Annotated in this window: 17 protein-coding genes and 1 riboswitch; of the genes, 9 read left to right on the top strand and 8 right to left on the bottom strand. The window is 65.7% G+C overall.

The window, feature by feature from the left end:
- The first annotated feature begins 47 nt into the window (after window positions 1–47).
- From KME82_RS17195 to KME82_RS17185, 3 genes are all read left to right on the top strand, one after another.
- Complete coding sequence (locus KME82_RS17195) at window positions 48–746, top strand: hypothetical protein (RefSeq protein ID WP_215495134.1); 699 nt, start codon at window positions 48–50, stop codon at window positions 744–746.
- Between the two features lie 255 nt (window positions 747–1001).
- Window positions 1002–1883: a methyltransferase domain-containing protein gene (locus KME82_RS17190; protein ID WP_215495133.1), complete on the top strand. Its 882-nt coding sequence runs from the start codon at window positions 1002–1004 to the stop codon at window positions 1881–1883.
- 450 nt (window positions 1884–2333) lie between these two features.
- Window positions 2334–2747, top strand: a complete 414-nt coding sequence (locus KME82_RS17185; protein WP_215495132.1) for a hypothetical protein — start codon at window positions 2334–2336, stop codon at window positions 2745–2747.
- A gap of 115 nt (window positions 2748–2862) precedes the next feature.
- Here the strand turns inward: KME82_RS17185 and KME82_RS17180 are convergent, their stop codons facing one another.
- From KME82_RS17180 to KME82_RS17165, 4 genes are all read right to left on the bottom strand, one after another.
- Window positions 2863–3285, bottom strand: a complete 423-nt coding sequence (locus KME82_RS17180; protein WP_215495131.1) for a hypothetical protein — start codon at window positions 3283–3285, stop codon at window positions 2863–2865.
- 49 nt (window positions 3286–3334) lie between these two features.
- Window positions 3335–4129, bottom strand: a complete 795-nt coding sequence (locus KME82_RS17175; RefSeq protein WP_215495130.1) for a LytR/AlgR family response regulator transcription factor — start codon at window positions 4127–4129, stop codon at window positions 3335–3337.
- Window positions 4122–5381, bottom strand: coding sequence for a sensor histidine kinase (locus KME82_RS17170; protein ID WP_215495129.1), 1260 nt, complete (start codon window positions 5379–5381; stop codon window positions 4122–4124). Before KME82_RS17170 ends, KME82_RS17175 begins: the two co-directional genes overlap by 8 nt.
- Before the next feature lie 498 nt (window positions 5382–5879).
- On the bottom strand, window positions 5880–7880 hold the full coding sequence (locus KME82_RS17165) for a sulfatase-like hydrolase/transferase (RefSeq protein WP_215495128.1): 2001 nt from the start codon (window positions 7878–7880) through the stop codon (window positions 5880–5882).
- A 362-nt stretch (window positions 7881–8242) separates the two neighbouring features.
- Here KME82_RS17165 and KME82_RS17160 point away from each other — a divergent pair, with 362 nt between their 5' ends.
- Window positions 8243–10444 (top strand): carbohydrate-binding protein, encoded by a 2202-nt coding sequence (locus tag KME82_RS17160; RefSeq protein WP_215495127.1) that lies wholly within the window; start codon window positions 8243–8245, stop codon window positions 10442–10444.
- Window positions 10445–11202: 758 nt separating this feature from the next.
- Here the strand turns inward: KME82_RS17160 and KME82_RS17155 are convergent.
- Window positions 11203–13005, bottom strand: coding sequence for an acyl-CoA dehydrogenase (locus tag KME82_RS17155; RefSeq protein WP_215495126.1), 1803 nt, complete (start codon window positions 13003–13005; stop codon window positions 11203–11205).
- Between the two features lie 157 nt (window positions 13006–13162).
- Between KME82_RS17155 and KME82_RS17150 the strand changes: the two genes are divergently transcribed.
- The 5 genes from KME82_RS17150 (at window position 13163) to KME82_RS17130 (ending at window position 19332) form a co-directional block, all read left to right on the top strand.
- On the top strand, window positions 13163–13813 hold the full coding sequence (locus KME82_RS17150; RefSeq protein WP_215495125.1) for a QsdR family transcriptional regulator: 651 nt from the start codon (window positions 13163–13165) through the stop codon (window positions 13811–13813).
- A 342-nt stretch (window positions 13814–14155) separates the two neighbouring features.
- A complete protein-coding gene (locus tag KME82_RS17145; RefSeq protein ID WP_215495124.1) occupies window positions 14156–16216 on the top strand; it encodes a hypothetical protein in 2061 nt (686 codons plus the stop codon).
- 110 nt (window positions 16217–16326) lie between these two features.
- Window positions 16327–17385, top strand: coding sequence for a glycosyltransferase family 2 protein (locus tag KME82_RS17140; protein WP_252255384.1), 1059 nt, complete (start codon window positions 16327–16329; stop codon window positions 17383–17385).
- Window positions 17367–18431 carry a glycosyltransferase family 4 protein gene (locus KME82_RS17135; RefSeq protein WP_215495123.1) on the top strand — a complete coding sequence of 355 codons (1065 nt, stop codon included), beginning with the start codon at window positions 17367–17369 and terminating at the stop codon, window positions 18429–18431. The genes KME82_RS17140 and KME82_RS17135 overlap by 19 nt, the downstream gene beginning before the upstream one ends.
- Window positions 18418–19332, top strand: coding sequence for a lysylphosphatidylglycerol synthase domain-containing protein (locus KME82_RS17130; protein ID WP_215495122.1), 915 nt, complete (start codon window positions 18418–18420; stop codon window positions 19330–19332). The genes KME82_RS17135 and KME82_RS17130 overlap by 14 nt, the downstream gene beginning before the upstream one ends.
- A 64-nt stretch (window positions 19333–19396) precedes the next feature.
- On the opposite strand, the gene KME82_RS17125 is transcribed toward KME82_RS17130, so the two are convergent.
- The 3 genes from KME82_RS17125 to gcvP all read right to left on the bottom strand — a co-directional run bounded on the left by KME82_RS17125 (window position 19397) and on the right by gcvP (window position 24867).
- Complete coding sequence (locus KME82_RS17125) at window positions 19397–20581, bottom strand: hypothetical protein (protein WP_215495121.1); 1185 nt, start codon at window positions 20579–20581, stop codon at window positions 19397–19399.
- Window positions 20582–20722: 141 nt separating this feature from the next.
- Window positions 20723–21202 carry a putative porin gene (locus KME82_RS17120; RefSeq protein ID WP_215495120.1) on the bottom strand — a complete coding sequence of 160 codons (480 nt, stop codon included), beginning with the start codon at window positions 21200–21202 and terminating at the stop codon, window positions 20723–20725.
- 803 nt (window positions 21203–22005) lie between these two features.
- The gene (gcvP, locus tag KME82_RS17115) at window positions 22006–24867 is read right to left on the bottom strand and encodes an aminomethyl-transferring glycine dehydrogenase (RefSeq protein WP_215495119.1); all 2862 of its coding nucleotides are present in this window, start codon (window positions 24865–24867) and stop codon (window positions 22006–22008) included.
- A 215-nt stretch (window positions 24868–25082) separates the two neighbouring features.
- Window positions 25083–25180, bottom strand: a riboswitch (glycine riboswitch).
- Window positions 25181–25189 lie beyond the last annotated feature (9 nt).

The raw sequence follows: 25189 nt of genomic DNA, 5'->3' as shown, positions 1-25189 counted from the left end.
GTAGACTGCGCGCCACGCGCTCCGCGTTCGAAAGGGATGTCCGCACGATGCAAGCTGGTGAATCGGTTTCGACGACGACACGCAACGCGCTGCGTTCGGCCGCGCTGGGCGCGAGCCTGATCGCGCTGCTCGGCGCCTGCCAGGGCGCCGCGGTGCGGGCGCAAGCGCCCTCGATCCACGAGCCCGAACCGGCCGCGGCCTCGGTCACGCAGACCCAGGATTTCGCCGGCGCGCAGCAGGTCGGTGCGGGTCCGCATCGTTACCGCTTCGTGCTCGAGGATACCCACAGCGGCGAGCCGGCCGCGAACCGTCCGTACGCGCTGAGCCATCGCAGCACCGATCTGCCGTTCGTGGCCTCGACCAAGAAGGTCTACCAGGGCGTCACCGACGCGCTCGGCCGCACCGCGGTGTTCGCCTTCGCCGAAGCCGTGCCGGCGGACGGCTGGGTGCTGCGCGAGCGTTTCGGCAGCGGCGAGATGGGCGAGCAACTGGTCATGACCGACCCCGCCCATCGCGCGCTGTCCGGCATCGATTACGAACTGGTGATCTGCGGCGATCCGCCGACGATCTACCGCGGCACCACCGACGCGGACGGACTGGCCGGTTACGCCGCCACCTCCACCGCGACCAAGGTCAAGCTGCGTCCCGCCTTCGCGACGCTTCTGGTCGGCGACGAGGAGCCGGCCGATCCGGTGGCCGAGGCGAAAGCGCAGTTGCGCGATGCGGTCGAGTGGTGCGCCAAGTAGCTGCGTCCTGCCGCGTATGTGGCGCGTCGCGATCCAATCCCTGATGCGAAGCTGTCGTCGCTCAGGCCGACGCGGGAGCGCCACGGCCCGTCGTGAACGTGTGGGCGCTGGAAGATCGGTATCGGCGACCGGTGCTTGATTCCGTTCTTGTCGACGCGTCGGACGGATTGCGCGCATTGCGCGATCAGCACGGTGACGGGATGCTGCGGCCGCAGCACGATGATGTACGCGTATGCCTCAAAACCGAGTCCCACCATGATCGGTCCATTGCAGACCCTGCTAGTCGAACTGGAACGCGATCCGTCGTGGCAGGCGCCCGAACGGCTGCGCGAGCGCATCGAGGCGCTGGACCGGATCGAACGCGCGCTGCTGTATCTGCCGACGGCCGCGGCCGGGAACCTCGATCCCAATCGTTCGTTGTTCGATCGCGCTCAGGCCTTGCAGGCTAGGCTGGAAACGATCAATCAGGACGTGTACCGAGACCTGCGCGAAGACCTGCGAAGCGGCGCCGGGGCCGGGCGCTTGCTGCGATACGCCTCCGATGGCGTCGCCCTCGACGACGCGGACGGCGACGCCTACGACCACCTCGATGCACTGCTGAGCGAGGTGCTGCAGTTCGAACCGCCGCGGGACGACGGCATCGAGCCGGCGGCGGAGATGGTGTTCTACCAGCCCACGCCCGCGCGGCAGATCTTCGCGCTGATCGCACGGCTGCATCTGGACGCGAACGATCTGCTGATCGACCTGGGCGCCGGCCTGGGCCACCTGCCGCTCGCGGTCGCGGCGTGTACGCCGGCGCGCAGCCTCGGTGTCGAGCTGGAGGCGGCCTATGTCGAGATCGCACGGCGCAGTGCGCGGGGCCTGAATCTGGACCGCGTGGATTTCATCCAGGCCGATGCGCGCGCGGCCGATCTGTCCGCGGGTACGGTGTTCTATCTGTATACCCCGTTCACCGGCTCGGTATTGCGCAGCGTGCTCGACACCCTGCGCGGCATTGCGCTTGCGCGCCCGATCCGGGTCTGCACTCTGGGTCCGTGTACGTCGGTGATCACGGCCGAGCCGTGGTTGCGCAGCGACGACGATCTGCGCGGCGATCGGATCGTGGTGTGGAGCAGCATCCTCATGCCACGGGCTTGAGCCGCGCTTAGCGGCAGATCGAAACATGGGGTGGGGAGCGACTGCGGCGCACTCACGCAGTGGAATATTGCTTTGGATGCCTGGGGTCCGCGCGATCTTGCGTTCACCGGCAGCACAATCATACCGCAACCCGCCCGGACCGGCGCTGAAGTGCCGGCCGCCGGGTCGCGCCGAATCCGCGTTGACGGCGGTACCATGCCGGCTCGTTTTCGGCTGCCCCGCCTGGGGCGCCTCGATGCGGTGGACTGGGGAGTCCGCCGCCATCGACTGAGCGCATTTCGCGACCACGATGGCCGACTCGCCTTCGTGTCCGCCTTCGTGTTTTCAATGCCCGTGCGCCGGTAAATCCGCTGCTTCATTTGCCCGAAGCACGACGCCGACTCGGACCGGATCCAATCGATTCGAACCGGCAGCGCAGATGTTTGCCTTCCCAAACCCACAGGAGGAACCATGGCCTCGATCAACATGCCGTATGCGCAGTCCAGCGACCCGGCGGTGCGCCGCTGGTGGTCGCAGTTGTCGGATGCCAGCAAGCGCGACTTGTCCAGCAGCTGGCATCGCGATGAGCGCGAGGACCCGTTGGCCAGGACGGCCCGGCGCGTGGCGGGTTTCCTGACCGATCATCTACGCGAACGCGCACGCGAGGAGCGGTGTTGGGAATCGCAGGATCTGTACGAGCATTTGGTGGCGCACGAAATAGAACCACTGCGGGATTTCATTCCCGTATTCAGTCCCTGGTGGATTTTGGATCACGGCATGCTTTGGCCGGTCGATGTCCAGGGAAATGGACAACTGGGGATCAGCGTGAACTCATGCAGTCTTGAACAGCGGTCCTTGCTGGCGATGCGCGATCGCAGCGAATGATCGTCGCGGCCGATGCAAGCGCTGATTCCAACAGGTTCGATGCGCTAACCGCGTCCAGGCACATCGGCGGATGAGTGATCACTCCACGGCGGCCCGCGTCCGGGCCGCTGCGGACTCACGGCGCCGAAGGTTTGCAATCGGCCGACACCGGCGTGTCGTCGGGCGTCACGCAGACCGTGAAGCCCGGCTTCATGTCGAGGGCCGCGCGGGTGGTGCCGGCCTTGACCATGAAGCGCTCGACGATGCGATCGGCGCACTCCGGTTTGCGGCCGTCCGGGTTGGTCGCCGCGCTCGCCAGCGCATTCGCCGGTTCCACCGCGCCGGGCGCCTGCGGACACACCTTGCGGAACAGGCGGTAGTGGCACTGCCCGCTGCGGCTGGCGATGCATTCGAAGCGGGCGCTGCGTTCGTCGATCTTGACCTTGCTGTGGATGATGTCGACGCCGTTTTCGTTCTCGCGATGCACAATGGTGTTGCCGCCGATGTCGCAGCCCACCAACAGGTACGAGCAACACAGCAGTGCGATGAACTTGCGCATGATCGATCTCGGGTCGATGGATGAGGCGGGGCGGGGCAGGATGAAGCCGTTACATCGTGCGGAACAATGCCATGAACGGCTGACTGACGGTCAGCGTCTCGGGCCGGTTGCGCAGCCGCACCGTGCCCTTGCCGCTTTCGTCGCGGACGATGCCGGCGATGGCCTTGAGGTTGACGATGGTCGACCGATGGATCTGCTTGAAGGTGTTGGCATCGAGCACTTCCAGCAGTTCGCGGATCGGCTTGCGCAACAGCGCCTCGCCCTCGGCGGTGACCACGGTGGTGTACTTGTTGTCGGCGCGGAAGTAGGCCACATCGTCGATCAGGATCAGCCGGGTTTCGCGGCCGGCGCTGGCGGTGAGCCAGGTCAGCGGGGGCTTGTCGCTAGCCTTGGCGCGCTGCGCGGCGAGGCGTTGCGAGAGCACGGCGAGCGCATCGGCCTCGCCTTGGCCGCCGCCGCCGGGACCCGCGCCGCCGCGCGCCTGCAGCCGCTGCACGGTGACCGCGAGCCGTTCGGGCGTGACCGGCTTGAGCAGGTAGTCGATCGCGCCGTGTTCGAACGCGTCGATCGCGTATTGATCGTAGGCGGTGACGAACACGATCTGGGTCTGCGGGCTGACGTCGGTGGCGGCGACCGCGACGTCCAGGCCGCTCAGGCCGGGCATGCGGATGTCGAGGAATGCGATGTCGGGGCGATGCTCGGCCAGCGCTTCGAGCGCGACCGCGCCGTCCTCGCATTCGGCGACGATGCGCAGGTCCGGCCAGGCGCTGCGCAACGCATCGACCAGGGCCTGGCGCAGCAGCGCTTCGTCTTCGGCGATCACCGCGGTGAGGGGCTTAGGCATGTTCGGCTTCTTCTTGTTGCAGGGACGGGATGGTCAAGGTGGCGGCGACACCGTTGGGGAAGTTGGCGACGATCGACAACACGGCGCCGCCGCCATACACCAGGTGCAGGCGTTCGCGCAGGTTGCGCAGGCCGATGCCGGTGCCGGCGGTCTGCGCATTGAAGCCCAGGCCGTCGTCGGCGACGGTGATCGCGATCGAGTGATCGGCGCGGCGCGCGAGGATCCACACGGTGCCGCCGCCGGGCTTGGGTTCCAGGCCGTGCTTGATCGCATTCTCGACCAGGGTCTGCAGCATCATCGGCGGCAGCGGCAGGGCGCGCAGTTCCTCAGGCACGTCCAGTTGCAGGCTCAAGCGTTCGCCCATGCGCAGCTTGAGGATTTCCAGGTAGGCGCGCGAGCGATCGAGTTCGTCGCCCAGGGTCGACAGCGAGTCTTCGGTGCGCGGCAGCGAACGGCGCAGGAAATCGATCAGGTGGCCGAGCATCTCGTCGGCGCGCGGCGGGTCGTTGCGCGCGAGGTACTGCGCGCTGGCCAGGGTGTTGTAGAGAAAATGCGGCTCGACCTGGGCGTGCAGCAGGCTCAGCTTGGCGACCGCGAGTTCTTTCTCGACCACGGTGCGGGTGACCGCGGCGCGTTCGTGGCGGCGACGCTCGGCGACGCGTCGGGTGATCGCGCGCACCAGGGCTTCGGCGTTTTCCAGATTGGTGCCTTCGTCGACCCGGAGCCAGTCGCTCCAGGCGCCGGTATCGGGTTCGCAGATCAGGGTGATGCGGCTGGTGCCTTCGCCCGGGGTGACGGTGGCGAGGATCTGGTTGCGGGTGGTGCCGAGCCACCAGTGGTACACGGTGACCGGGCTGAGCGCGTGGCGCCCTTGCAGGCCGGGCCGATGCACCTTGGCCCGCACCTGCAGGCTGTCGCGCGCGCTTTCCAGCTCGAAGGTGCGCGGCAGTTCGCGCACGGCGGCGTCGAGCAGGTCGAAGGCCTCGTCGGCATCGAACGGCATCTCGATCTGACGACGCTGGCGGTTGGACAAGGTTCCGGCGTTGACCTCGCCGGCGATCAGACGCACCCGGCGCAGGTGCGAGAACGCGTGGGTGATGACGATGGCGACGACGATGAGCGCCACCAGGAACAGCGGCCCGGTGTCCTCGTGTTCCAGCGCCGGCACGGCCTGGGCGAACAGCGCCAGCAGCACGAACAGGCCGAACCAGGCGGCGGCGAGGCGGGCGACGAAGAAGAAACTCTTGATCACGGTGGAGTCCGGGTGGAGGCGTGGAACAGAGCATAGTGGGCCGCGCGCACGGGGGAAGCGGCTTGCGACCGGGGCGACGATACGGCGATGGAGCCGGTGCTGCGCAGTGTGAAGCCGACGGGGTGGCGTGCGGGGTTGCGCACATGTCGATCACCGCGACCTGCGGGAAGCGCGTCGGGGCTGAAGCTCCCTCCCACAACAGACCTCGATGCGTCGAATCTTTTGTGGGAGGCAGCTTCCGCCCCGATGCTTTTCGTTCAGATCGCTAGGATCTGAAACACGAGCGCCGAACCCTGCCAGGACAGACCTCTCCGCCCGCTATCCGCCCCCGATGCTGACACCACGCGGGCGGTCAGATCATTTACTTCGTCCGATTCCGCTCAGTGTCGCGATGTCGCGGCCCGATTGCATCATGGTTTGCGATAACGAAAGGGCCTTGCGATCGCGAGGCCCTTTCGTTCGATGCGGCGGCTCGAAGCGACGCCGGTGGTCATCGCTTCAAGCCGATTCCGGCGTCGACAGCATTTCGGCTTCATACCGCTGCAGCAACCGGTTCAAGCGATTGGCGGTGTCGACGATGCCGGTATCGGTGTAATACGGTGGAAGTTCCGCGATCGGCGTCGGGAAGCTGGCGTTGGTGACCAGCAGGTTGGTCATCTCGCAGCCGTCGTGTTCCAGGTCGTACAGCTCCCATTCGTCGGCCTCGACCTGGTTCGGGTCCCAGTAACGGACCAGTTTCCATTCGCCCGAACGCACGCAACGCACGTGGTTGGGTTGCCGCACCGGACCGGGCGCGAGTTGCGGCACCGGGCCGTTGAACGGCAGTTTGCTGCTGCCGTCGCGGACCACGTCGACCATCTCCAGGAAGATCTTGAATTCGCGGTCCGAATGCACCTGGTGCGGATCGAGATCGCCGTGCAGGCGCTCGGTGATTTCGTCGTCGGTGACGAACAGGATGCCTTCGCGCACCTGGCCATCGGGCTGGGTCGGTTCGCTCTGCGTGCCTTTGATCACCGCAGTCAGATCGACGCCGGGGAACGGCGGCACCGGCCGGGTCTGGCGCAGTGCTTCGCCGATGCGCGCGATGTCGTGTTCGCTCAGACCGGCCAGGCCGAGCAAGGTCGGCACGATGTCGACGTGGCTGGTCAATGCATCGATCTGGCGCATGTCGGGCTCGGCGTTGAGCTTCGCCGACTGGATCACCACCGGCACGTGCAGCGCTTCCTGATACGCGGTATGCCACTTCTCGATCATGAAGTTGTGGGCGCCGCCGTATTCGCCGTGGTCGGCCATGAACACCACGATGGTGTTGTCGCGTTGGCCCGATTCGTCGAGCGCGTCGAGCACGCTGCGGATATGGCCGTCGACCAGATGCTGCAACCACGCGTAGTACTGCACGAAACGCAGCGCCGCGTTGAACGGATCGGCGGTCAGCTGGAACGGAATGCCCGACAGCAAGGCCGCGTTGACCGCGTCCAGTCCCGCCTGTTGTTGCGCCGACAATCCGGTCTTGGACGCGAGCGCCAGCCCCATCTTGTAGGCGTAATCGAACTGGCAGGCCGGCTTGTTGGTCAGCGGATCGTCCAGGCTCGGCGGGACGTTGGCATTGTCCTGCGGAAACGCGAGCGGATTGAGATTCAGCCGCAACGTGCCGGCGGTCGGTGTGTTGCTCCAGGTGCCCTGGGCCGGAACCATCAGCGGGCCGATCGGCTTGGCGTCGGGGTCGAGGCCGCGCGGCAGGCCCGGATAGGTCGCGATGTCGTGCGGATTGGCGAACGAGGCGACCGCGAGCCAGGGCTTGGGATCGGTGCTCGGGTCCGGCGTCAGCGGCTTGGTTTGATCGTGCTGGGCGAGCTGGCGGTTGTACGCCAGCCCGAGGCCCTGGCCGCGCAGAAAGCCACAGACCAGATCGCGGAAGCCGACGTCGCGATACGCGCCGAGGTTGTTGATGCTCGAACCGTGCGGCTCGGGCCACGACAGTTCCCAATCGTCGAAGCCGTAGCGCTGCAGCGAATGCTCCGGCGGATTGCTGACGTGCCACTTGCCGAAGTAATGGGTCTTGTAGCCCGCGCCGCGAAACCAGTGGCCGAGGGTCGGGATGCCGTCGGCGGCCAGCCACGGGAACGCCGCGGCGTCGCCGTTCTTGAACAAGCCATCGGTCTGGGTCACGCCAGTGCGCGCGCCGTACTGGCCGGTCATCAATGCGGTGCGGCTGGGAATGCAGGCCGAGGAAGCGATCGTGTGTTTGCGCAGCACCACCGAATGCTTGCGCAGCGACCACAGGCCGGGGAAGTACTGGCGGTAATCGTTGTCGGCGTCGGGTTCGCCCTGGAAGCCGACGATGTCCTTGAGATCGTCGACGAAACCGCCTTGCGCGCCGTAGGCGTAACGCGGGAAACGCAGTTGGTCGACGAGGATGACCAGGATGTTGGGTTTGCTGGAGGCGTCGGGTTCGGCGGATGCGCCGGGCTGGGCGGATGGGCTGGGCGAGCTGGCCATGGGACCCCTGTGTGGTCGGATGATGTCGCGTGACTGCGGCGGCGTTGAGGCGTCGGATTCGACATAAGCAATGACGCGGATCGACCGCCCGGGCGGCCACGTTCGCGGCAAGGCCGCGATGAGACCGTTGGCGAAAACGCATCGGCCGCCTGCTTACTACTTAAGTCGTAGCGAACGAGTAACGGCGCGATCGAGGTGAAAACGCGACCTGCATCAGCAGGATCGAAGCGCGCATGCGCTTTTGTGACTCAGTTCAACGGCGATCCCGGCATTCGCGCAGCAACGCGGCGAAGACGACGTCGTACAACTCGCTCACAGCGTCCGCAGCGACGAACGATGAGCCCGTCGAGCAGGAGATTCCAGTGAAGACCATTCCCGGCCTTGCAGTATTTTTTCTAATCGCCGCATTACTGCCATGGCGCGTGGCGAGCGCGGGCACGCCCTACGGCGGCAGCGCGTGGGCGGTGCCGGGCACGGTGCAGGCCGAGAATTTCGACCTGGGCGGACAGAACGTCGGCTACTTCAATCCGGGCAACAGCAATCCCGGCGGCCAGTACCGCAGCGAAGGCGTCGGCATCGAAGCCACCGGCGACAGCGGTGGTGGCTACAACATCGGCTGGACCACGGCCGGCGAATGGCTCAACTACACCGTCAACGTCACCAATGCGGGCAGCTACACCGCGCAGATTCGCGTCGCAAGCCAAGGGCCGGGCGGCAACTTCCATCTGCGCGTCGACGGCGTGGCGGCGACACCGTCGTTATCGGTGCCCGATACCGGCGGCTGGCAGAACTGGCAGACCGTATCGAGCCCGATCAGCTTGCCCGCCGGCAGCCACGTGATCCAGTTGCGCATGGACAGCGTCGGCCCCGGCAATACCACCGGCAACTTCAATTGGTTCGCGATCGGCAGCGCCGCCTCGATGCCGGATTTCGGCCCGAACGTGGTGGTGTTCGATCCGGGCATGTCCGCATCGTCGATCCAGAGTCTGGTCAACAACATCTTCGCGATCCAGGAACGCAACCAGTTCGGTCCCGACCGCTACGCGATCCTGTTCAAGCCCGGCACTTACAACGTCGACGTCAACGTCGGTTTCTACACCCAGGTGCTGGGGTTGGGCGGCTCGCCCGACGACGTGAACATCAACGGCGCGGTGCATGCCGAGGCCGATTGGTTCGACGGCAACGCCACGCATAATTTCTGGCGCGCGGCGGAGAACCTCGCGATCAATCCGTCCGGCGGGGTCAATCGCTGGGCGGTGTCGCAGGCCGCGCCGTTCCGGCGCATGCACGTGCGCGGCAACATGGCGCTGGACGACAACGGTTGGTCGAGCGGCGGCTTCCTGTCCGACAGCCGGATCGACGGACAGATCAATTCCGGCGGCCAGCAGCAGTGGTTCACCCGCAATTCGCAGATCGGCAGTTGGGCCGGTTCGAACTGGAACATGGTGTTCGCCGGCGTGAGCGGCGCGCCGTCGGGCGTGTCCTGGCCGAACCCGCCCAATACGGTGATGGGCTCGGTGCCGGTGATCCGCGAGAAACCCTTTCTGACCATCGACGCGCAGGGCCGCTACAGTGTGTTCGTGCCGGCGATCCGCAACAACAGCAGCCGCACCAGTTGGGGCAGCGGCGCGGCAGCGGGGCAATCGATTTCGCTCGACGCCTTCCATATCGCCAAGGCCGGCGTCGACACCGCCGCCAGCCTCAACGCCGCGCTCGACCAGGGCAAGCACTTGCTGCTGACGCCGGGCATTTACCGTTTGAACGACACCTTGCGCGTAAGCCGCGCCAACACCGTGATCCTCGGCCTGGGCCTTGCGACCTTGATTCCACAGAACGGGGTCAATGCGATGACCGTGCCCGATGTCGATGGGGTCAAGATCGCCGGTTTGCTGTTCGATGCCGGCACGGTCAATTCGCAGGTGTTGCTGGAAGTCGGGCCGGGCGGCAGCGCGGCCGATCATTCCGGCAATCCGACCTCGCTGCACGACCTGTTTTTCCGCATCGGCGGCGCCGCGGTTGGGCGCGCCTCAGTCAGCGCGCGCATCAACAGCAATCACGTGATCGCCGATCATCTGTGGCTGTGGCGCGCGGATCACGGCACCGGCTGGGGCTGGAACGTCAACACCACGGTCAACGGCTTGGTCGTCAACGGCAACAACGTTTCGGCTTATGGTCTGTTCGTCGAGCACTTCCACCGGTATCAGACCTTGTGGAACGGCAATGGCGGGCGGGTGTATTTCTATCAGAGCGAGATTCCTTACGATGTGCCCGACCAGGCCAGTTGGATGAACAACGGGGTCAATGGTTATGCCTCGTACAAGGTCGCCGACTCGGTGACTTCGCACGAGGCGTGGGGCGTGGGGATTTATTGTTTCTTCAACGTCAATCGCACGGTGAAGTTGTTCAGTTCGATCGAGGCGCCGGCGGCGGGGTTGAATGGGGCTATGTTCCATAACATGACCACCGTTTCGTTGGGTGGGGGGTATGGGGAGATCACGCATGTGATCAATCAGTATGGGGATAGCGCTAATGCGGGGAAGAATGTGGTTCGGTTGGTGAAGTAGGGGGTGGTTGTGCGCATGCTGTATTTGCGGTTGTTTTTAGAGGCAAGATCAACGGCTTTCGTCCGCAAGCGGCCGAGTTACTTTCTTTTGTCAAAAGCGACAAAAGAAAGGTAACCAAAGAAAAACGCTTTTTTGTGGATCAAGGGCCCGCAAGTGCGGAGCTGACGCGGGCACGCGCCACACGGGACATCCATGTCCCGGTGGCGCGCGACGCGCATCCATGCGCGTCGCCCTCCGGGTGTGCTTTTGCTAACGCGAGTCAGCGGCCTCGCAGCGTTGGGCGCGACGATTGAAATGAGGCGAAAGCCATATGGCCTCCCTGTAGGAGCGGCGCAAGCCGCGACCGCGCGACTACGGCCACCTCGTAGTTTTCGACGTAGTTGTGTTCCCGCGGTCGCGGCTTGCGCCGCTCCTACAGGGAGGCCATGCGGTTTTCGCTCGGGTCTGGATACGCGCAGTTCATCCAGCGCTGCGAGGCCGCTGACTTGCGAGAACAACAGCACACCCGGAGGGCGGCGCACATGGATGTGCGCCGTGCGCCACCGGGACAGGATGTCCCGTGTGGCGCATGCCCGCGTCTGCTCCGAACTTGCGGGCACTTGATTCAAAGAAAAGCGTTTTTCTTTGGTTACCTTTCTTTTGTCGCTTTTGACAAAAGAAAGTAACCCGCTGCTTCAGCGGTGGAAGCTGTTGACCTTGCTCTCAAAAAAAAACCGAACAAGCCAGCGCTACAACCCGCGCAACGCCATGATCAACAATCAAAACCAATCCGCCTGCATCTCATAGGCACTAGGCTCAGCCCCACCCACCAACCGAGCCGCCAACTCAATCTGCGGCAACTCAGTGGCAAAGAAAAACCGACAAGCCTGCAACTTGCCCAGATAAAACGCCGTATCGGCGTCCCCGGCCCCGGCAAGCGCCCGCTGCGCAATCGCCGCCTGACGCAACCACAGCCACGCAATCGTCAGATGACCCAGCAAGGTCATGTAATGCGCCGCATTGGCCAACGCCAACCGAACCTCACCCGCCGCCATGCGCTGACCCACCGCCATCGTCGTCTCCCCGGCCAACGTCGCTCCGGCCTGCAACTGCGCAGCCAACGCGGCCAACTCCGGCAGCGAGCCCGCATCGGCGCAGGTCGAACCGATCTCCCGCAGCAACAACTTCAACGCCGCACCGTTGTGCATCATCGCCTTGCGCCCGAGCAGGTCCAGCGCCTGGATGCCGTTGGTGCCCTCATGGATCGGGTTGATGCGATTGTCGCGGTAGCACTGCTCGACCGGATACTCGCGGGTATAGCCGTAGCCGCCGAGAATCTGGATCGCCAGTTCGTTGGCCTTGAGCGAATAATCCGAGCCCCAGGCCTTGATGATCGGCGTGAGCAAGTCCAATAGCAGATGGCTTTCGTTGCGTACGGTCTCGTCCGGATCGCGGCCCTGGTCGACGAGCAGCGCGGTGTAGAACCCCAGCGCTTGCGCGCCTTCGACCCAGCACTTTTGCTGCAACAGCATGCGCCGCACATCGGCGTGTTCGATCAACGCCACCGGCGCGGAGCCAGGATCCTTCTGGTCGGGATGCCGGCCCTGACGCCGCTCGCGCGCGTACTGCAAGGAATACAGGTAGGCCATGCTGCCTTGCTGCACCGCGCCCAGGCCGACGCCGATGCGTTCCTCGTTCATCATGTGGAACATGTAACTCAGGCCCTGGTGCGGTTCGCCGACCAGATAGCCGTGGCAATCGCCGGCCTCGCCGAACTTCAGGAAGGTGTTGACGCTGCCGCGCTGGCCCATCTTGTGATTGAGCCCGGCCAGGCGCACGTCGTTGCGTTGCGTGCGCGTGCCGTCGTCGTCCACGCGCCAGCGCGGCACGATGAACAGACTGATGCCGCGCACGCCGGCCGGACCGCCCGGGATCTTCGCCAGCACCAGATGCACGATGTTCTCGCCCAGCTCATGATCGCCGGCCGAGATCCACATCTTCGCGCCGCTGAGGCGATAACTGCCGTCGGCCTGCGGCTCGGCGATGGTCTTGATGTCGGCCAGCGAGGAGCCGGCCTGCGGTTCGGACAGGCACATGGTGCCGTAGTAGCGACCGTCGACGATCGGCTTCATGTACAAACGCTTCTGCTGCTCGTCGCCGTAGGCTTCGAGCAGGTTGGCCGCGCCGCGCGCCAAGGCCGGGTACGCCACCGTCGACGGATTGGCCGCCGAGAACATGCAGTCGCACACCGCGCCGATCACGAACGGCAGTTGCATGCCGCCATCGTCGTAGTCGGCCAGCACCGCCATGAAGCCGGCTTCGTTGAAGGCGCGCAGGCCTTCGCCGATCTCCGGGATCAGTTCGACCTTGCCGTCGACCATATGCGGCTCGTGCAGGTCGCTCTTGCGGTTGTGCGGCAGGAACTTGCTGACCGCGAGCTGGTGCGCCAGTTCGATTGCCGCGTCGAAGGTTTCGCGGCTGTGCTCGGCGTAGCGCGAATAAGCGGTCAGGGTGTCGACCCGCAGCAATTCGTACAGCATGAAATCGAGGTGGCGGCGGTCGATTAAAGGGCTGGAGCTCATGGCGGCGGTCCGGCTTGGGATGAGTCATTTATGCGATACGACTCATATGGCGTCAAGTTATGGATTCGACTAAGCTGCCGCGATGCCCAGATCCGCAGCGAAATCGGCCTTGTCGAAGTCGGCTCCATCGAAATCGGCCGCTTCGAAACCGGCCGCCTTGACCCGCCTGGGCCAGGCCCTGCGCGAGCGGAGCGCGCCGCGGATCACTCCGCTGGACCTGTTCCGGCTGGCGAGGCGGGGCTGGGTCGACGGCGAACGGCTCGATATCGGCGCGCTGGCCGCGCAGTTGGGCATCGGCCGGGCCACCGCGTTCCGCTGGGTCGGCAGCCGCGAGCAATTGCTCGGCGAGGTGATCTGGTCGCTGTGCGAACCCTTGCTCGATCAGGCCGCGGCCGCCTCGCACGGACGCGGCGCCCAGCGCATCGCGGCGACCTGCGAGTACGCGATCCGGGCGATGCTGCGTTACCGCCCGCTGCGCCGTTTTATCGAGCTCGACGCCGAATTCGCCCTGCGGCTGATGACCTCCAAGCACGGCCCGCTGCAGGCGCGGGTGATCGACAAGGTGCGCGGCCTGTTGCAGTTCGAAAGCGAACGCGGCGCGCTCGAGTTGCCGTTGAACATCGACACCCTGGCCTATCTGGTGGTGCGCCTGGCCGAATCCTTCATCTACGCCGACGTGATCAGCGACCAGCGCGTCGATCCCGCCGACGCCGGGCTCGCGATCGAGTTGCTGCTGTCGGGGCGGGTCGAGCAACGCGCCGCCGCCGTGACGGCGAAGAAAAAATCGTCCTCGCGCGCGAAGCGATGATCGTCGGCTGACAACTGGCGACGGCGTGGTCGTGATTCGCATCGATCACCGGCGCTGATCGTTCGCGCCATGGCGACAGCGCGCCGCCATCGCGACGTGTTGTTTCGTTCGAACTGCATCGACGCGTGTCCGGTTTTCGGCCGACAATCCGTTTTGTGGCGGCGATGCCGAATCGAGCGGTTTCCGCTGGTATTTACGACGCGATAAGCAACGATTATGTGCGCGAATTCATGAATTCAGCGCTCGCCGCAGCTACACAATAAATCCACCTTGAAGCTTGACGAGTTGTGCAGTTAATCAGCTGAACGCCACGTAGACTCGGACCTCTATTGAGGGCTTTCAATGGATTATCTGGGAGCGCTGGCGAAGCTTGGCGTGTGGTTGGCGGTGTATCCGCTAGGGGCATGGACGCTCGCCTCGATCGGACATGAAACCCGGGATCTTCGTTCCCATGCGCTCATCGTGCTGTGCGTGGGCAGTGCCGTGGCGACGCTGGCGATGGTCGCGTTGGCATTGGCCGGATTGTTTTCGCCGTTGTGGATCGGCATCGCGGGTTGGTTGCTGGCCGGCGTGTGGTGCTGGCGGGAGCGACCGTGGATCGGGCTCGCGAGCCGGATACGAATGCACGCAACGCCGCGCGCGAAACCGCTGGGCATCGTCGCCGTCGCCGCGATCGTGATGGTCGCCGGCGCCTTGTACGCCTTCTTTCCCAAGGAAAGCCTGCTCGGCGAACGCGACGAAGGCATCTATGCCCAGCACGCGCTGCATCTGTTGCGCACCGGTGGGTCGGCCGTCGATCTGCGCGCGCTCGGCATCGCCGATGATCCCGCCATCCTTGCGATCGAGCGCGGTCGCGCGCCGGAATTGCCGGGCATCTATCCCACCCGGGGGCGCTGGACGTTCCAGTTTTCGGCGGCCACCCCGGTGTGGATGGCGATGCTCGGATCGTCGCTCGGTTCGCAGGGAATATTCCGCTTCAATGCGATCGTCGGCGTGCTCAACTGTCTGGCGTTCTTCGCCTTGACCCGGCGCATATTGAAACCGTCGCAGCGCATGTGGGCCATCGCCGCGTTGGTGGTGTACGCGTTGCAGCCGGCGCAGGTGTGGATTTCCAGGAACAGCCTGAGCGAGCCGTTCTGCAGCTGGTTCGCGCTCAACGGCGCACTGCTGGCGATGATCGCTTTGACCAGGCGTTCGCGCACGCTTGGTGTTACTGCCGGCGCATTGATCGGCATGGCCGGTTTCGTGCGCATCGACGCGGTCATTTTCCCGCTGGCGATCGTTGCGGCCTGGCTGGCGGCGGTGGCGATCGATCGCGGCCGGCGAGCCGGTCGGTTCAATCCGGCACTGCAGGAAATCGCCTTCGGTTGCGCGGCGGTCACCGCGCTGGCGCTCGGCTATTTTCTCGTTTTCGTGCAGCCCTATCTGGTCGGCCTGGCCGACATGGTGCTGGGCGCGATCATCGCGACCGCGCTGTGCGCCTGCCTTGCACGCTGCATGCAGGCCAACGCCGCGTTGCGCATTCCGGCAAGGTTCGCCGAACGCGGCGCATGGCCGGTCGCGCTGGCGATGGTGGCGCTGTTCGTCTACGCGATGTGGATGCGCCCGCATCTGCAGCCGTATGCCTTGATCGAGTCGAAGCTGGTGCCGCAGTTGAACGGGCTGCGCGACTATCGCGAAGCGAGCCTGGTCAATGTCGCCGCGTACCTGTCGCTGCCGGTGGCGATCGCCGCGGGCATCGGCGCGGCGTTCGCGGCAGCGTGGGCATGGCGCGGGACGCCCGGCTCGGTCAGGGCCTGGGCGCTGGTGTTCCTGCTGGTGCCCACCTTGGTCTATCTGTGGAAACCGATGGTCTCGCCCGACCATATTTGGGCCGCGCGACGTTGGGCGCCGGCGGTGTTTCCGGCTTTCGTCGTGTTCGCCGCGCTCGGCTGCGCGGCCCTTTCGCGGCGTTGGCGCACGCCGTATGCCTACGCCGCGGTGGCCGTGGTCAGCCTGGCGCTCGGCGCGAATCTGCTGTGGTCGCAGCGCGACACCTTGTTGCTGCGCGAGGATGCCGGGATGGTCGCGCAGGTCGCGGCGATCGCCGCGCAGCTGCCGCGCGATCAGGTCAGCTATGTCGTCGCGGCCGGCCCGTTGGCGAGCGCGTTGATCAGCGGATTCGGCGCGCGGGTGGTACCGGTCGCGCCGGTCGCGGGTTCGCAATGGAACGCGGTGTGCGCCGCGCCGATGCACGGTTGCCGAGTGGTGTCTGCCGCCGGGCTGGATCTCGGCCGCGCCGATTCGGTCGAGGTGGCGAAATTGCAGATCCGGCGCCTGCGCCGGGTCACCTCGATGGGCGAGCCGGCCCACGGCACCCGTGAAGAGATCAGCGATTGGACAGTGGTCCAGATCGGTCGCTAGGCCGCCGCGCAGGCTGCGTCCGCAGGAACGGGACGTAGATCGAAACGCGTTCGCCCGCCGGCGGATGCAAGGCGAGGTCTTCGCCATGGAATCGGATAGGAGGTCGAACGATGAACGCTCGCAGATCGTTTCGCACGCAAGACATCGCGGTTCGTCATGCCGGCAACGCGGTGCTGTCCGAGCCGGTGGCGATCGGATGCGAGAAAACGGCGCGCAGACCGATCAAGGTGGTCATCCAGATTCCTTGCCGCGACGAAGCCGGACAGTTGCCGGACACGCTTGCCGCGCTGCCCTCGTTCATCGGCGGCGTGCAATCGGTGGAGTGGCTGGTCATCGACGATGGCTCGACCGATGAGACCACGCAAGTCGCACTCGACCACGGGGCGCATGCCGTGTTGCGCTTTGCGGGCAATCGCGGGCTGGCGCATGCGTTTTCGGCCGGCCTGGAAGCGGCGTGCCGTCGCGGCGCGGATGTCATCGTCAACGTCGACGGCGACAATCAGTACGATGCGTCGGCGATTCCGCGCATGGTCGCCGAGATCGTGGCCGGCCGCGCCGACATCGTGGTCGGCTGCCGGCCGATCGAGCGCATCGGCCACTTTCCTTGGTGGAAGAAACGCCTGCAGCGCCTGGGCAGCCGGGTGGTGCGGGCGGTATCGGGCGTCGACATCGAGGACGCCACCAGCGGTTTTCGTGCCTACAGCCGCGACGCGGCGATGCGGGTCAACGTCTATTCGCGTTACACCTATACATTGGAAACCTTGATCCAGGCCGGCCAGACCGGCGTGCGGATCAAGGGCGTTGCGGTCGAGGTCAATCCACCCACGAGGCCGTCGCGGCTGATCCGCAGCGTGCCCGAGTACATCGCCCGCTCGATTCTGACGATCCTGCGCTCGTTCCTGATCTACCGGCCGCTGGAATTCTTCCTGGTGCCGTCGGGCCTGGCGGCCTTGCTGGGCCTTGGGATCGGCGCGAGCTTCCTGTTCGAATACCTTCACGGTCGCGGCGACGGCCACATCCAGTCGTTGATTCTGGCCGCGACGGCGGTGCTGGCCGGCGCGATCGGCGGCGCGGTGGGACTGCTGGCGAATCAGCTGGTGGTGAACCGCCGGTTGCTGGAGGAGCAACAGCTGAGCCGGCGGCGCGCGGAATGGCGGCATATGCCTTGAAGTCGATCTGGTACATCACCCGCAAGTTTCCGCCGTCGCGCGGGGGCATGCAGCAGTTGAGTCATCGCATCGCGACCGAACTGAGCGCCCTGCGGCCGCTGACGCTGCTGCGCTGGCGCGCCGGGCCGTGGGGATTGCCGGTGTTCGTGCTCGCTTCGTTGCTGCGTCTGGGCTGGGGCCTGCTGCGCGGCCGGGTCCGGGTGTTGCTGCTCGGCGATCCGGTGCTGTCGCTGCTGGCGGTGCCCGCGCGCTGGGCCGGGGTGCCGGTGGCGGTGGTGGTCCACGGTCTGGATGTGACCTATCCGAATCGGCTGTACCAATGGTATCTGCGGCGTTTTTTCCTCGGTCGCATGGATGCGTACATCTGCATCAGCCGGTTCGTGCTCGATGCGGTGATCGCTCGCGGCGTGGATGAGTCGCGATGTGCATTGATCCATCCCGGTGCGAGCGAGTCGCCGATACCGGAAATCGGCGGTGGAGACGATTCGTCGCCCGCCTTGCTGATCCTCGGGCGGCTGGTTCGGCGCAAGGGCGCGTTGTGGTTCGTACACAACGTGATGCCGCGCGTGTGCGCAGCGCGAGCGTCGGTGCGCCTGGATATCGTAGGCGATGGTCCCGAGCGCGCGGCGATCGCACAGGCGATACGACGCGCCGGCCTGGAGGATTGCGTGCGGCTGTGGGGCGATGTCGACGAGGCGAGCAAGGCGCAACGGCTTGCGCAATGCGATCTGCTGCTGATGCCGAACATCCGGGTCGACGGCGATCCGGAAGGTTTCGGGCTGGTCGCGCTGGAAGCGGCCATGAGCCGGCGCTATGTATTGGCCGCCGATCTGGAAGGATTGCGCGACGCCATCGCGCATCCCGACCTGGGCCGGCGGCTGCCGGAGCAGGACGCCGAGGCCTGGGCCGCGGCGATCGTCGACCTGCTCGCCGATCGCGACGGCCTGCGTGCGAAGGGCGAAGCCGCGCGCGCCTACGCGGTCGAACATTGTTCGTGGCAACGGATGGGGCAGCGTTATGCCGAGCGCCTGGATGCGTTGGTCTAAGTTCGCGCGGCCCTTGGCTCGCAGCCTGGGATGGGTGCTGGGCCTGCTGGCGCTGGGTCTGGTCGCATCGCAGGCGTGGTCGCGGCAGGAACAGTGGTGGCCGTTGTGGCGGCAACTGCAGGCGCGCGATGTCATCGCGGTGGTGGGCCTGTGTTTGATCATGCAATTGTTGCTGGGCCTGGCCTGGCATGTATGCGTGCATGGACGGGTGGTGCCGGACCGATTGCTCGGCGATCAATTGCGCTGGGGACAGAGCCTGTTGGCCAAGTACCTGCCCGGCAAGATCTGGCAGGGCGTGGCGAGAGGGGCGTTGTATGCGCACGATCGCGGCGCGCGCAGCGCCTTCGTGTTGTTCGTGCGCGAGCAGCTGTTGTCGCTCGGCATCAGCGCCTTGATCGCCGCGGCCGCCGCGCCGGCGGCGTTGTCGCCCCGATTGGGCGTGGGCTTTCAGGGCGCTTTCCTGCTTGCCGCCGTGGCGTTGACCTGGATCGCGATGCTCAGACGCCTGCCCGATCCGGTCATGGATCGCCTGCCGCCGAGCATTCGCATCGGCATCGCCGAACGTCCGGCCGCAGCTACGATGCGATGGGTGTGGCTGTTGCAGTTGGCGGGCTACGTGGCGATGTGCGGCGCGTTCGCGGTGCTGGCTGCATCGTTCGGGCTGCGACTGGATGTCGTTCGCCTGTCGGCCGCGTTGTGTTTCGCCGGCCTCGCCGGCGTCGCCGCGTTGTTCGTGCCGGCAGGCCTGGGCGTGCGCGAGGCGGGTTTGTTCTGGTGCCTGAGTCCGCTGTTCGGCGCGGCCAATGCCGCCATGCTGGCGCTGGCCTGGCGTGTGGCGATCACCTTCGCCGAAGCGCTGTTCGCCTTGCTCAGTTTCGTCCTGAGCGTGCGCCGGCGCTGAACCGGAAACGGTTCCGTCCGCGAGTCGGACGGAACCGTTTTTGCAGGCCATGGACAGGCGTTACTCAGAACTCTTCGATGACCGAGTGATTGACGAACAGCGGCGGGTTGGAGCCGTTGCCCGACTCGCAGGTCAGGCCGTAGTTCACCGGCAGGCTCAGCAGGTTGCGGGTTTCGACCTTGAGCTTCCACAGGCCGTGCGCGCCGTCGTTGCGGGTGCTGCGTTCGCCCAGGTAGACCTTCTGGAACGAGCTGACGTTGTTGCCGCCGGCGACGACGTTGCCCTGCGGGTCTTCCAGGCGCATTTCCAGCTGGTTGGCGGCGGTGCCGTTGATTCGGCACTGCACCCAGTCGGGATGCTGCAGGTACAGGCCGAATTGATCCTGGCCGCTGGCCAGGCCGAGCAGGACGCCGAGCGAGCTGTCCAGGGACACGCCGACTTTCTTGGAGCGCTGATCGGACGGGTCGATTTCCTTGGCGATGCGGAAATCGCCGCCGAAATAGGTGTTGTCCTGCGTGGTGCAGAAGGCCACATAGCCCGGGTTGGTGCTGGCGGTGGATTCGGTGAACACCGCCTGGACGTTGGAGTAATCGCCCGCGGCCGCGCCGACCACGTTGAACACGTCGAGATAGCGGATGGTTTCGTTGGCGCTGAGGTTGCTGACCTGCGGGCTGCCGAGCGGCGCGCCGGCTCCGGTGCGCAGCGACCAGCTCACCGACACCGGTTCGCCGAGCGCGCTGATGAAGCAGTTGCTCTGGTAGCCCGGCGCGGCGGCCTGACGGCGCAGGCCGGCGACCGCGGAGGTGGTCGCGCCGCCGCTCAGCGAGCCGACCTTGAACGCTTCCACCGAGAAGCCTTGTCCGGCCACCGATTGAACACGGGAATACCCCGAGATCGCCACGTTCGCCGCACTCTGTTCTTCCAGTGCGAGCTGGCCGTAGTTGCTGGTCGCGCTGACCGGGACCGAGCACAGTGTCGCCAGGTCGCTGCTCGCCACCGCGCCGGCGGCGACGGTCAGCGTCGAGCACGGACGCGGGCCGGCGAACGGCGTGCCCGGCGCGCCGTAGTAGGTGACCTTGACGCTGGCTTCGGCGTCGCCGCCGTTGCGTACGAACAAGGTGGAGGCATACGACGAACTGTTGACCACGAGCGGTATCCGCAGCGAGGTGCCGTAACCGTCGCTGGTCTGCGCCAACGCATTCGAGCAGCACAAGGCCGCCGCCAACAAGCAGTATTTATAGGCTTTCATGATAGGAACCCTCTCGTCCATAAAGGTCATGAGCGCTTGCCCATGGGTGGTCGTTCCGAACCGGACGCATCGGTGGGGTCGCATCCGGGCTGACGCACGGTTGGTCTTCGAGGGCTGTTCGCCGTCGAATCTCAAGTCCGTTTACTGATCGAGCAACTTCTCGGGGAAGGCCTTGGTGCCGGCGAGGACGGCGGCGATATCGGCCGGGCTGATCTGATAGATACGCGACACCGACTCGGGGTGTTTGCGCATCTGCGCCAGCAACTCGCGCTTGAGCTGTTCGCGCGCGCCGGGCGACAGGTTCAGTCCTTGGTTGTAGACGATCTCGTGTGGCTTGCCGTCCGGCCCGACATAGGTGCGAGGCGGTTGCGCCTGCGCCGCGGCGCTGCGGGTATGCTCGGCCGCCACGGCCTGATCGCGCATCGCCGTGGTCATGACCGGTGCGGTTTCGGCGACGACGGCGTCTTTCGATGCCTCCACAGGCGCCGAGACACTCGCGGGTGTCGGCGTGTCGCGCGGGTAGGCGGACTGGTCCTTTTGCCAGGGCTTCCATGCCAGCGCAATCAGGACAACGGCGATAACGCAGAGCAAAGCCTTGGGAAGGCTCGCGGTTGCGGCCATGAGTTTCCCCCTGTTTTTCGGTTCTTGAAATACTTGCGCGGAAATCGCGCGGCAGTTTCGTGTGACTTTCGGTGAGTCCGTGGCACACCACTTTTATCGCTTCGCACTCGCCAATAACGTGACAAGCGGCGACAAAGCGAGGGCGCGAATACGCGTGTGCGGTTAATGCAACCGCAGACTCATGTGAACTGAGGATTGGGTCGCGCGATGTTTCGGGTATGCGAGGTGTTTTGTTTGCGCGCACGCGACGCGTGCGGATATGTGTCGGTCGCGGTCGATCCGCGTTTTTAATCTATTGGCCGATTTAGGCGTCTTAGTTCGTTGGCCGTTTTTAATAGGCTCGGTACTAATCGGAGCGTGATTGGAGGCCTCGATCGCTAGTGACGGTCCGCACGCTCGAGGCGAAAACCGCGTAGGCATTAATTCGATGGCTTCGCGCACGACATGGTTTTCAATAGCGACTTTCAAGCGCGCGAAAATCTCGTGACCGTATCGATCAGCGTGAATCAAACGCTGCACAGTCGGGGTGCGCCGGACGACGGGGGCAGGGCGCGCGGCCTCCATGGTGCTAGCTTCGAATGTGAAGGCGAGCGCGTCGCGAGCGTGGTCGCTCGTCGGGATCCGTTTTTCGCTCGCGGCGAAATGCCGATGTCCGGCCCACCGCAGAATCGGCGCCTTGGGTAGCGGTTCCACTGTCCCGACAGCGCCGAGGTCTGTGCGCGGCTCGCATGAGGCAACGCAAAGCAAAAGGGCTTCGCATCCGCGAAGCCCTTTTGCCTGCATCGAGGTCGGGACGAAGCCGTTTACGCCTCGGCTTCCTCTTCCTTGTACGCATCGATCGGAATGCACGCGCACATGACGTTCTTGTCGCCGTAGACGTTGTCCACGCGCGACACCGGCGGCCAGTACTTCTGCAGCTTCAGCGACGGCAGCGGGAAGGCGGCCAGTTCGCGCGGGTAAGCATGGGTCCACTCGCTCGCGGTGACTTGCGTCGCCGTGTGCGGGGCGTGCTTGAGCGGATTGTCCTCGCGGTCCAGGCGGCCGTCTTCGACCGCGCGGATTTCGTCGCGGATCTGGATCATCGCGTCGATGAAACGGTCCAGCTCGTGCTGCGATTCGCTCTCGGTCGGCTCGACCATCAAGGTGCCGGCGACCGGGAAGCTCAGGGTCGGGGCGTGGAAGCCGAAGTCGATCAGGCGCTTGGCCACGTCCTCGGCGCTGATGCCGGTGGCGTCCTTGAGCGGGCGCAGGTCGAGGATGCATTCGTGCGCGACCAGGCCGTTGCGGCCGGTGTACAGCGTTTCGTAGTGCGGTTCCAGGCGCTTGGCGATGTAGTTGGCGTTGAGCAGCGCGACTTGCGTCGCCTTGCGCAGGCCCTGGGTGCCCATCAGGGTGATGTACATCCACGAGATCGGCAGGATGCTCGCCGAGCCGAAGCTCGCCGCGCTGACCATGCCGACCACGCCTTCGCCGTCGACGGTCTTGGGCAGGAACGGCGCGAGGTGCGACTTGACCGCGCACGGGCCGACACCGGGGCCGCCGCCGCCGTGCGGGATGCAGAAGGTCTTGTGCAGGTTGAGGTGCGACACGTCCGAGCCCCACTTGCCGGGCTTGGCCACGCCGACCAGGGCGTTCATGTTGGCGCCGTCGGTGTACACCTGGCCGCCGTGCTTGTGGATGATCTCGCAGATCTCGACCACTTCTTCCTCGAACACGCCGTGCGTGGACGGGTAGGTCATCATGATCGCGGCGAGGCGGTCGCTGTATTTCTCCGCCGCGCGCTGGATGTCGGCGACGTCGACGTTGCCGTTGGCGTCGGTCTTGGTGACGACGACAGTCATGCCGCACATCTGCGCCGAGGCCGGGTTGGTGCCGTGGGCCGAGTCGGGGATCAGGCAGATGTCGCGATGGCCTTCGCCGCGCGAGCGGTGATAGGCGCGGATCGCCAGCAGGCCGGCGTATTCGCCCTGCGCGCCGGAGTTGGGCTGCAGGCTGACCGCGTCGTAGCCGGTGCATTCCACCAGCATCGCTTCGAGTTCTTCGATCAGCTGGGTGTAGCCGGTGGTCTGTTCGGCCGGGGCGAGCGGATGGATGTTGCCGAACTCGGGCCAGGTCACCGGAATCATCTCGGCGGTGGCGTTGAGCTTCATCGTGCAGCTGCCCAGCGGGATCATGGTGCGATCCATGGCCAGGTCCTTGTCGGCCAGCGAGCGCATGTAGCGCAGCAGTTCGTGTTCGCTGTGGTGGGTGTTGAACACCGGGTGCTGCAGGAACGCGGACTTGCGCGCCAGCGCGGACGGAATCGCGTCGGCGGTGGACGCGTCGAGCGCGTCGATGTCGAGGCTGGCGCCGAACAGGCCGGCCAATGCGGTCAGATCGTCGCGGGCGACGGTTTCGTCCAGGCTCAGGCTCAGGCTGGCGGCGTCGATCGGGCGCAGGTTGATGCCGGCGGCGCGCGCCTTGGCGTGGATCGCATTCGCGTCGATGCCGCTGACGTGCAGGGTGTCGAAGAAGCCGTCGGCGACGGTGACGCCGGCGCCGCGCAGCGCTGCGGCGAGGATCGCGGCCTGGCGATGCACGCGGCGGGCGATGCGGGTCAGGCCGTCGGGGCCGTGATAGACCGCGTACATGCTGGCCATGACCGCGAGCAGCACCTGCGCGGTGCAGATGTTCGACGTCGCCTTCTCGCGGCGGATGTGCTGCTCGCGGGTCTGCAGGGTCAGGCGGTAGGCGGGCTTGCCGTCGGTGTCGACCGACACGCCGATCAGACGGCCCGGCATCGAACGCTTGAACGCGTCGCGGCAGGCCATGAAGCCGGCATGCGGGCCGCCGAAACCGAACGGCACGCCGAAGCGCTGGGTGTTGCCGACCACGATGTCGGCGCCGAATTCGCCCGGCGCCTTGAGCAGGGTCAGCGCGAGCAGGTCGCTGGCGATCGCGACGATGCCGCCGCGCGCATGCACCGCGTCGGACACGGCCTGGTAGTCGTGGACGCCGCCGAAGGTATCGGGGTATTGCAGCAGCGCGCCGAACGCGTCGACGGTCAGCGCTTGCGCGTCGTCGGCGATGTGCAGCTTGATCTCGAGCGGTTCGGCGCGGGTGCGCAGCACTTCGAGCGTCTGCGGGTGGATGTTTTTCGAAACAAAGAAGGTGTCGGACTTGGACTTGGCCGAACGCTTGGCCAGGGTCATCGCTTCGGCCGCGGCGGTGCCTTCGTCGAGCAGGGACGCGTTGGCGATCTCCATCCCGGTCAGGTCGGCGACCATGGTCTGGAAGTTGATCAGCGCTTCCATGCGGCCCTGCGAGATTTCCGCCTGGTACGGCGTGTAGGCCGTGTACCACGCCGGGTTCTCCAGGATGTTGCGCAGGATGACGTTGGGGGTGTGGGTGCCGTAGTAACCGCGGCCGATGAAGCTGCGGAAGACCTTGTTCTGGGTGGCGATGGCGCGGATCTTGGCCAGCGCTTCTACTTCGCTGATCGCGGCCGGCAGGGCCAGCGGCTGGGTCGACTTGATCGAGCCGGGCACGATCGCATCGGTCAGCGCTTCGAGCGAGTCGTAGCCGACCTTGCCCAGCATGTGGCCGATTTCGGCGTCGTTGGGGCCGATATGGCGCGCGATGAAGGCGTCGTGGTGCTCGAGGTCGCGCAGGGATACGTTCGTCATGGGCAGGGGGCGTCCGTAGGCAGCGTGCGGTGCCGCACGCGAGGCGCCCCTCTGTCCTTTTGCCTGAGAGTTTGGAAGCGCCGCTGCGGTCAGGCTGCGGTGTGACGGCTGGGGAGGGATGGCCGTTGGGGGCCGCTCCGTTCCGCGCTGGCTTCGTGCCCCTTCGGCGCCGGTTCCGCCCGTTGTAGCTCGGGTGGTCGGTCTCTCCAGAGTTTGTACACGCGGCGGTATGGGGCCTGAGCGATTACGGGCGTTGCGCCTTCGGCAGCGGGTCCAGGCTTGAGGGCCGGGCCGCTTCTCCCACCGGGTGTTTCAAGCTGGC

The organism is Lysobacter capsici, assembly GCF_018732085.1.
Taxonomy (GTDB): Bacteria; Pseudomonadota; Gammaproteobacteria; order Xanthomonadales; family Xanthomonadaceae; genus Lysobacter; species Lysobacter capsici_A.
Note: the sequence above shows the minus strand (reverse complement) of the source record. Positions and strands in the feature narration are given on the sequence as shown.

Excerpts from the sequence above, each read along its gene's own strand:
- KME82_RS17175 (WP_215495130.1), bottom strand. The coding sequence starts at position 4,129 with ATGCCTAAGCCCCTCACCGCGGTGATCGCCGAAGACGAAGCGCTGCTG.
- KME82_RS17195 (WP_215495134.1), top strand. The coding sequence starts at position 48 with ATGCAAGCTGGTGAATCGGTTTCGACGACGACACGCAACGCGCTGCGT.
- KME82_RS17190 (WP_215495133.1), top strand. The coding sequence starts at position 1,002 with ATGATCGGTCCATTGCAGACCCTGCTAGTCGAACTGGAACGCGATCCG.
- KME82_RS17140 (WP_252255384.1), top strand. The coding sequence starts at position 16,327 with ATGAACGCTCGCAGATCGTTTCGCACGCAAGACATCGCGGTTCGTCAT.
- KME82_RS17120 (WP_215495120.1), bottom strand. The coding sequence starts at position 21,202 with ATGGCCGCAACCGCGAGCCTTCCCAAGGCTTTGCTCTGCGTTATCGCC.
- gcvP (WP_215495119.1), bottom strand. The coding sequence starts at position 24,867 with ATGACGAACGTATCCCTGCGCGACCTCGAGCACCACGACGCCTTCATC.
- KME82_RS17165 (WP_215495128.1), bottom strand. The coding sequence starts at position 7,880 with ATGGCCAGCTCGCCCAGCCCATCCGCCCAGCCCGGCGCATCCGCCGAA.
- KME82_RS17185 (WP_215495132.1), top strand. The coding sequence starts at position 2,334 with ATGGCCTCGATCAACATGCCGTATGCGCAGTCCAGCGACCCGGCGGTG.
- KME82_RS17135 (WP_215495123.1), top strand. The coding sequence starts at position 17,367 with ATGGCGGCATATGCCTTGAAGTCGATCTGGTACATCACCCGCAAGTTT.
- KME82_RS17130 (WP_215495122.1), top strand. The coding sequence starts at position 18,418 with ATGCGTTGGTCTAAGTTCGCGCGGCCCTTGGCTCGCAGCCTGGGATGG.
- KME82_RS17180 (WP_215495131.1), bottom strand. The coding sequence starts at position 3,285 with ATGCGCAAGTTCATCGCACTGCTGTGTTGCTCGTACCTGTTGGTGGGC.
- KME82_RS17145 (WP_215495124.1), top strand. The coding sequence starts at position 14,156 with ATGGATTATCTGGGAGCGCTGGCGAAGCTTGGCGTGTGGTTGGCGGTG.
- KME82_RS17125 (WP_215495121.1), bottom strand. The coding sequence starts at position 20,581 with ATGAAAGCCTATAAATACTGCTTGTTGGCGGCGGCCTTGTGCTGCTCG.
- KME82_RS17155 (WP_215495126.1), bottom strand. The coding sequence starts at position 13,005 with ATGAGCTCCAGCCCTTTAATCGACCGCCGCCACCTCGATTTCATGCTG.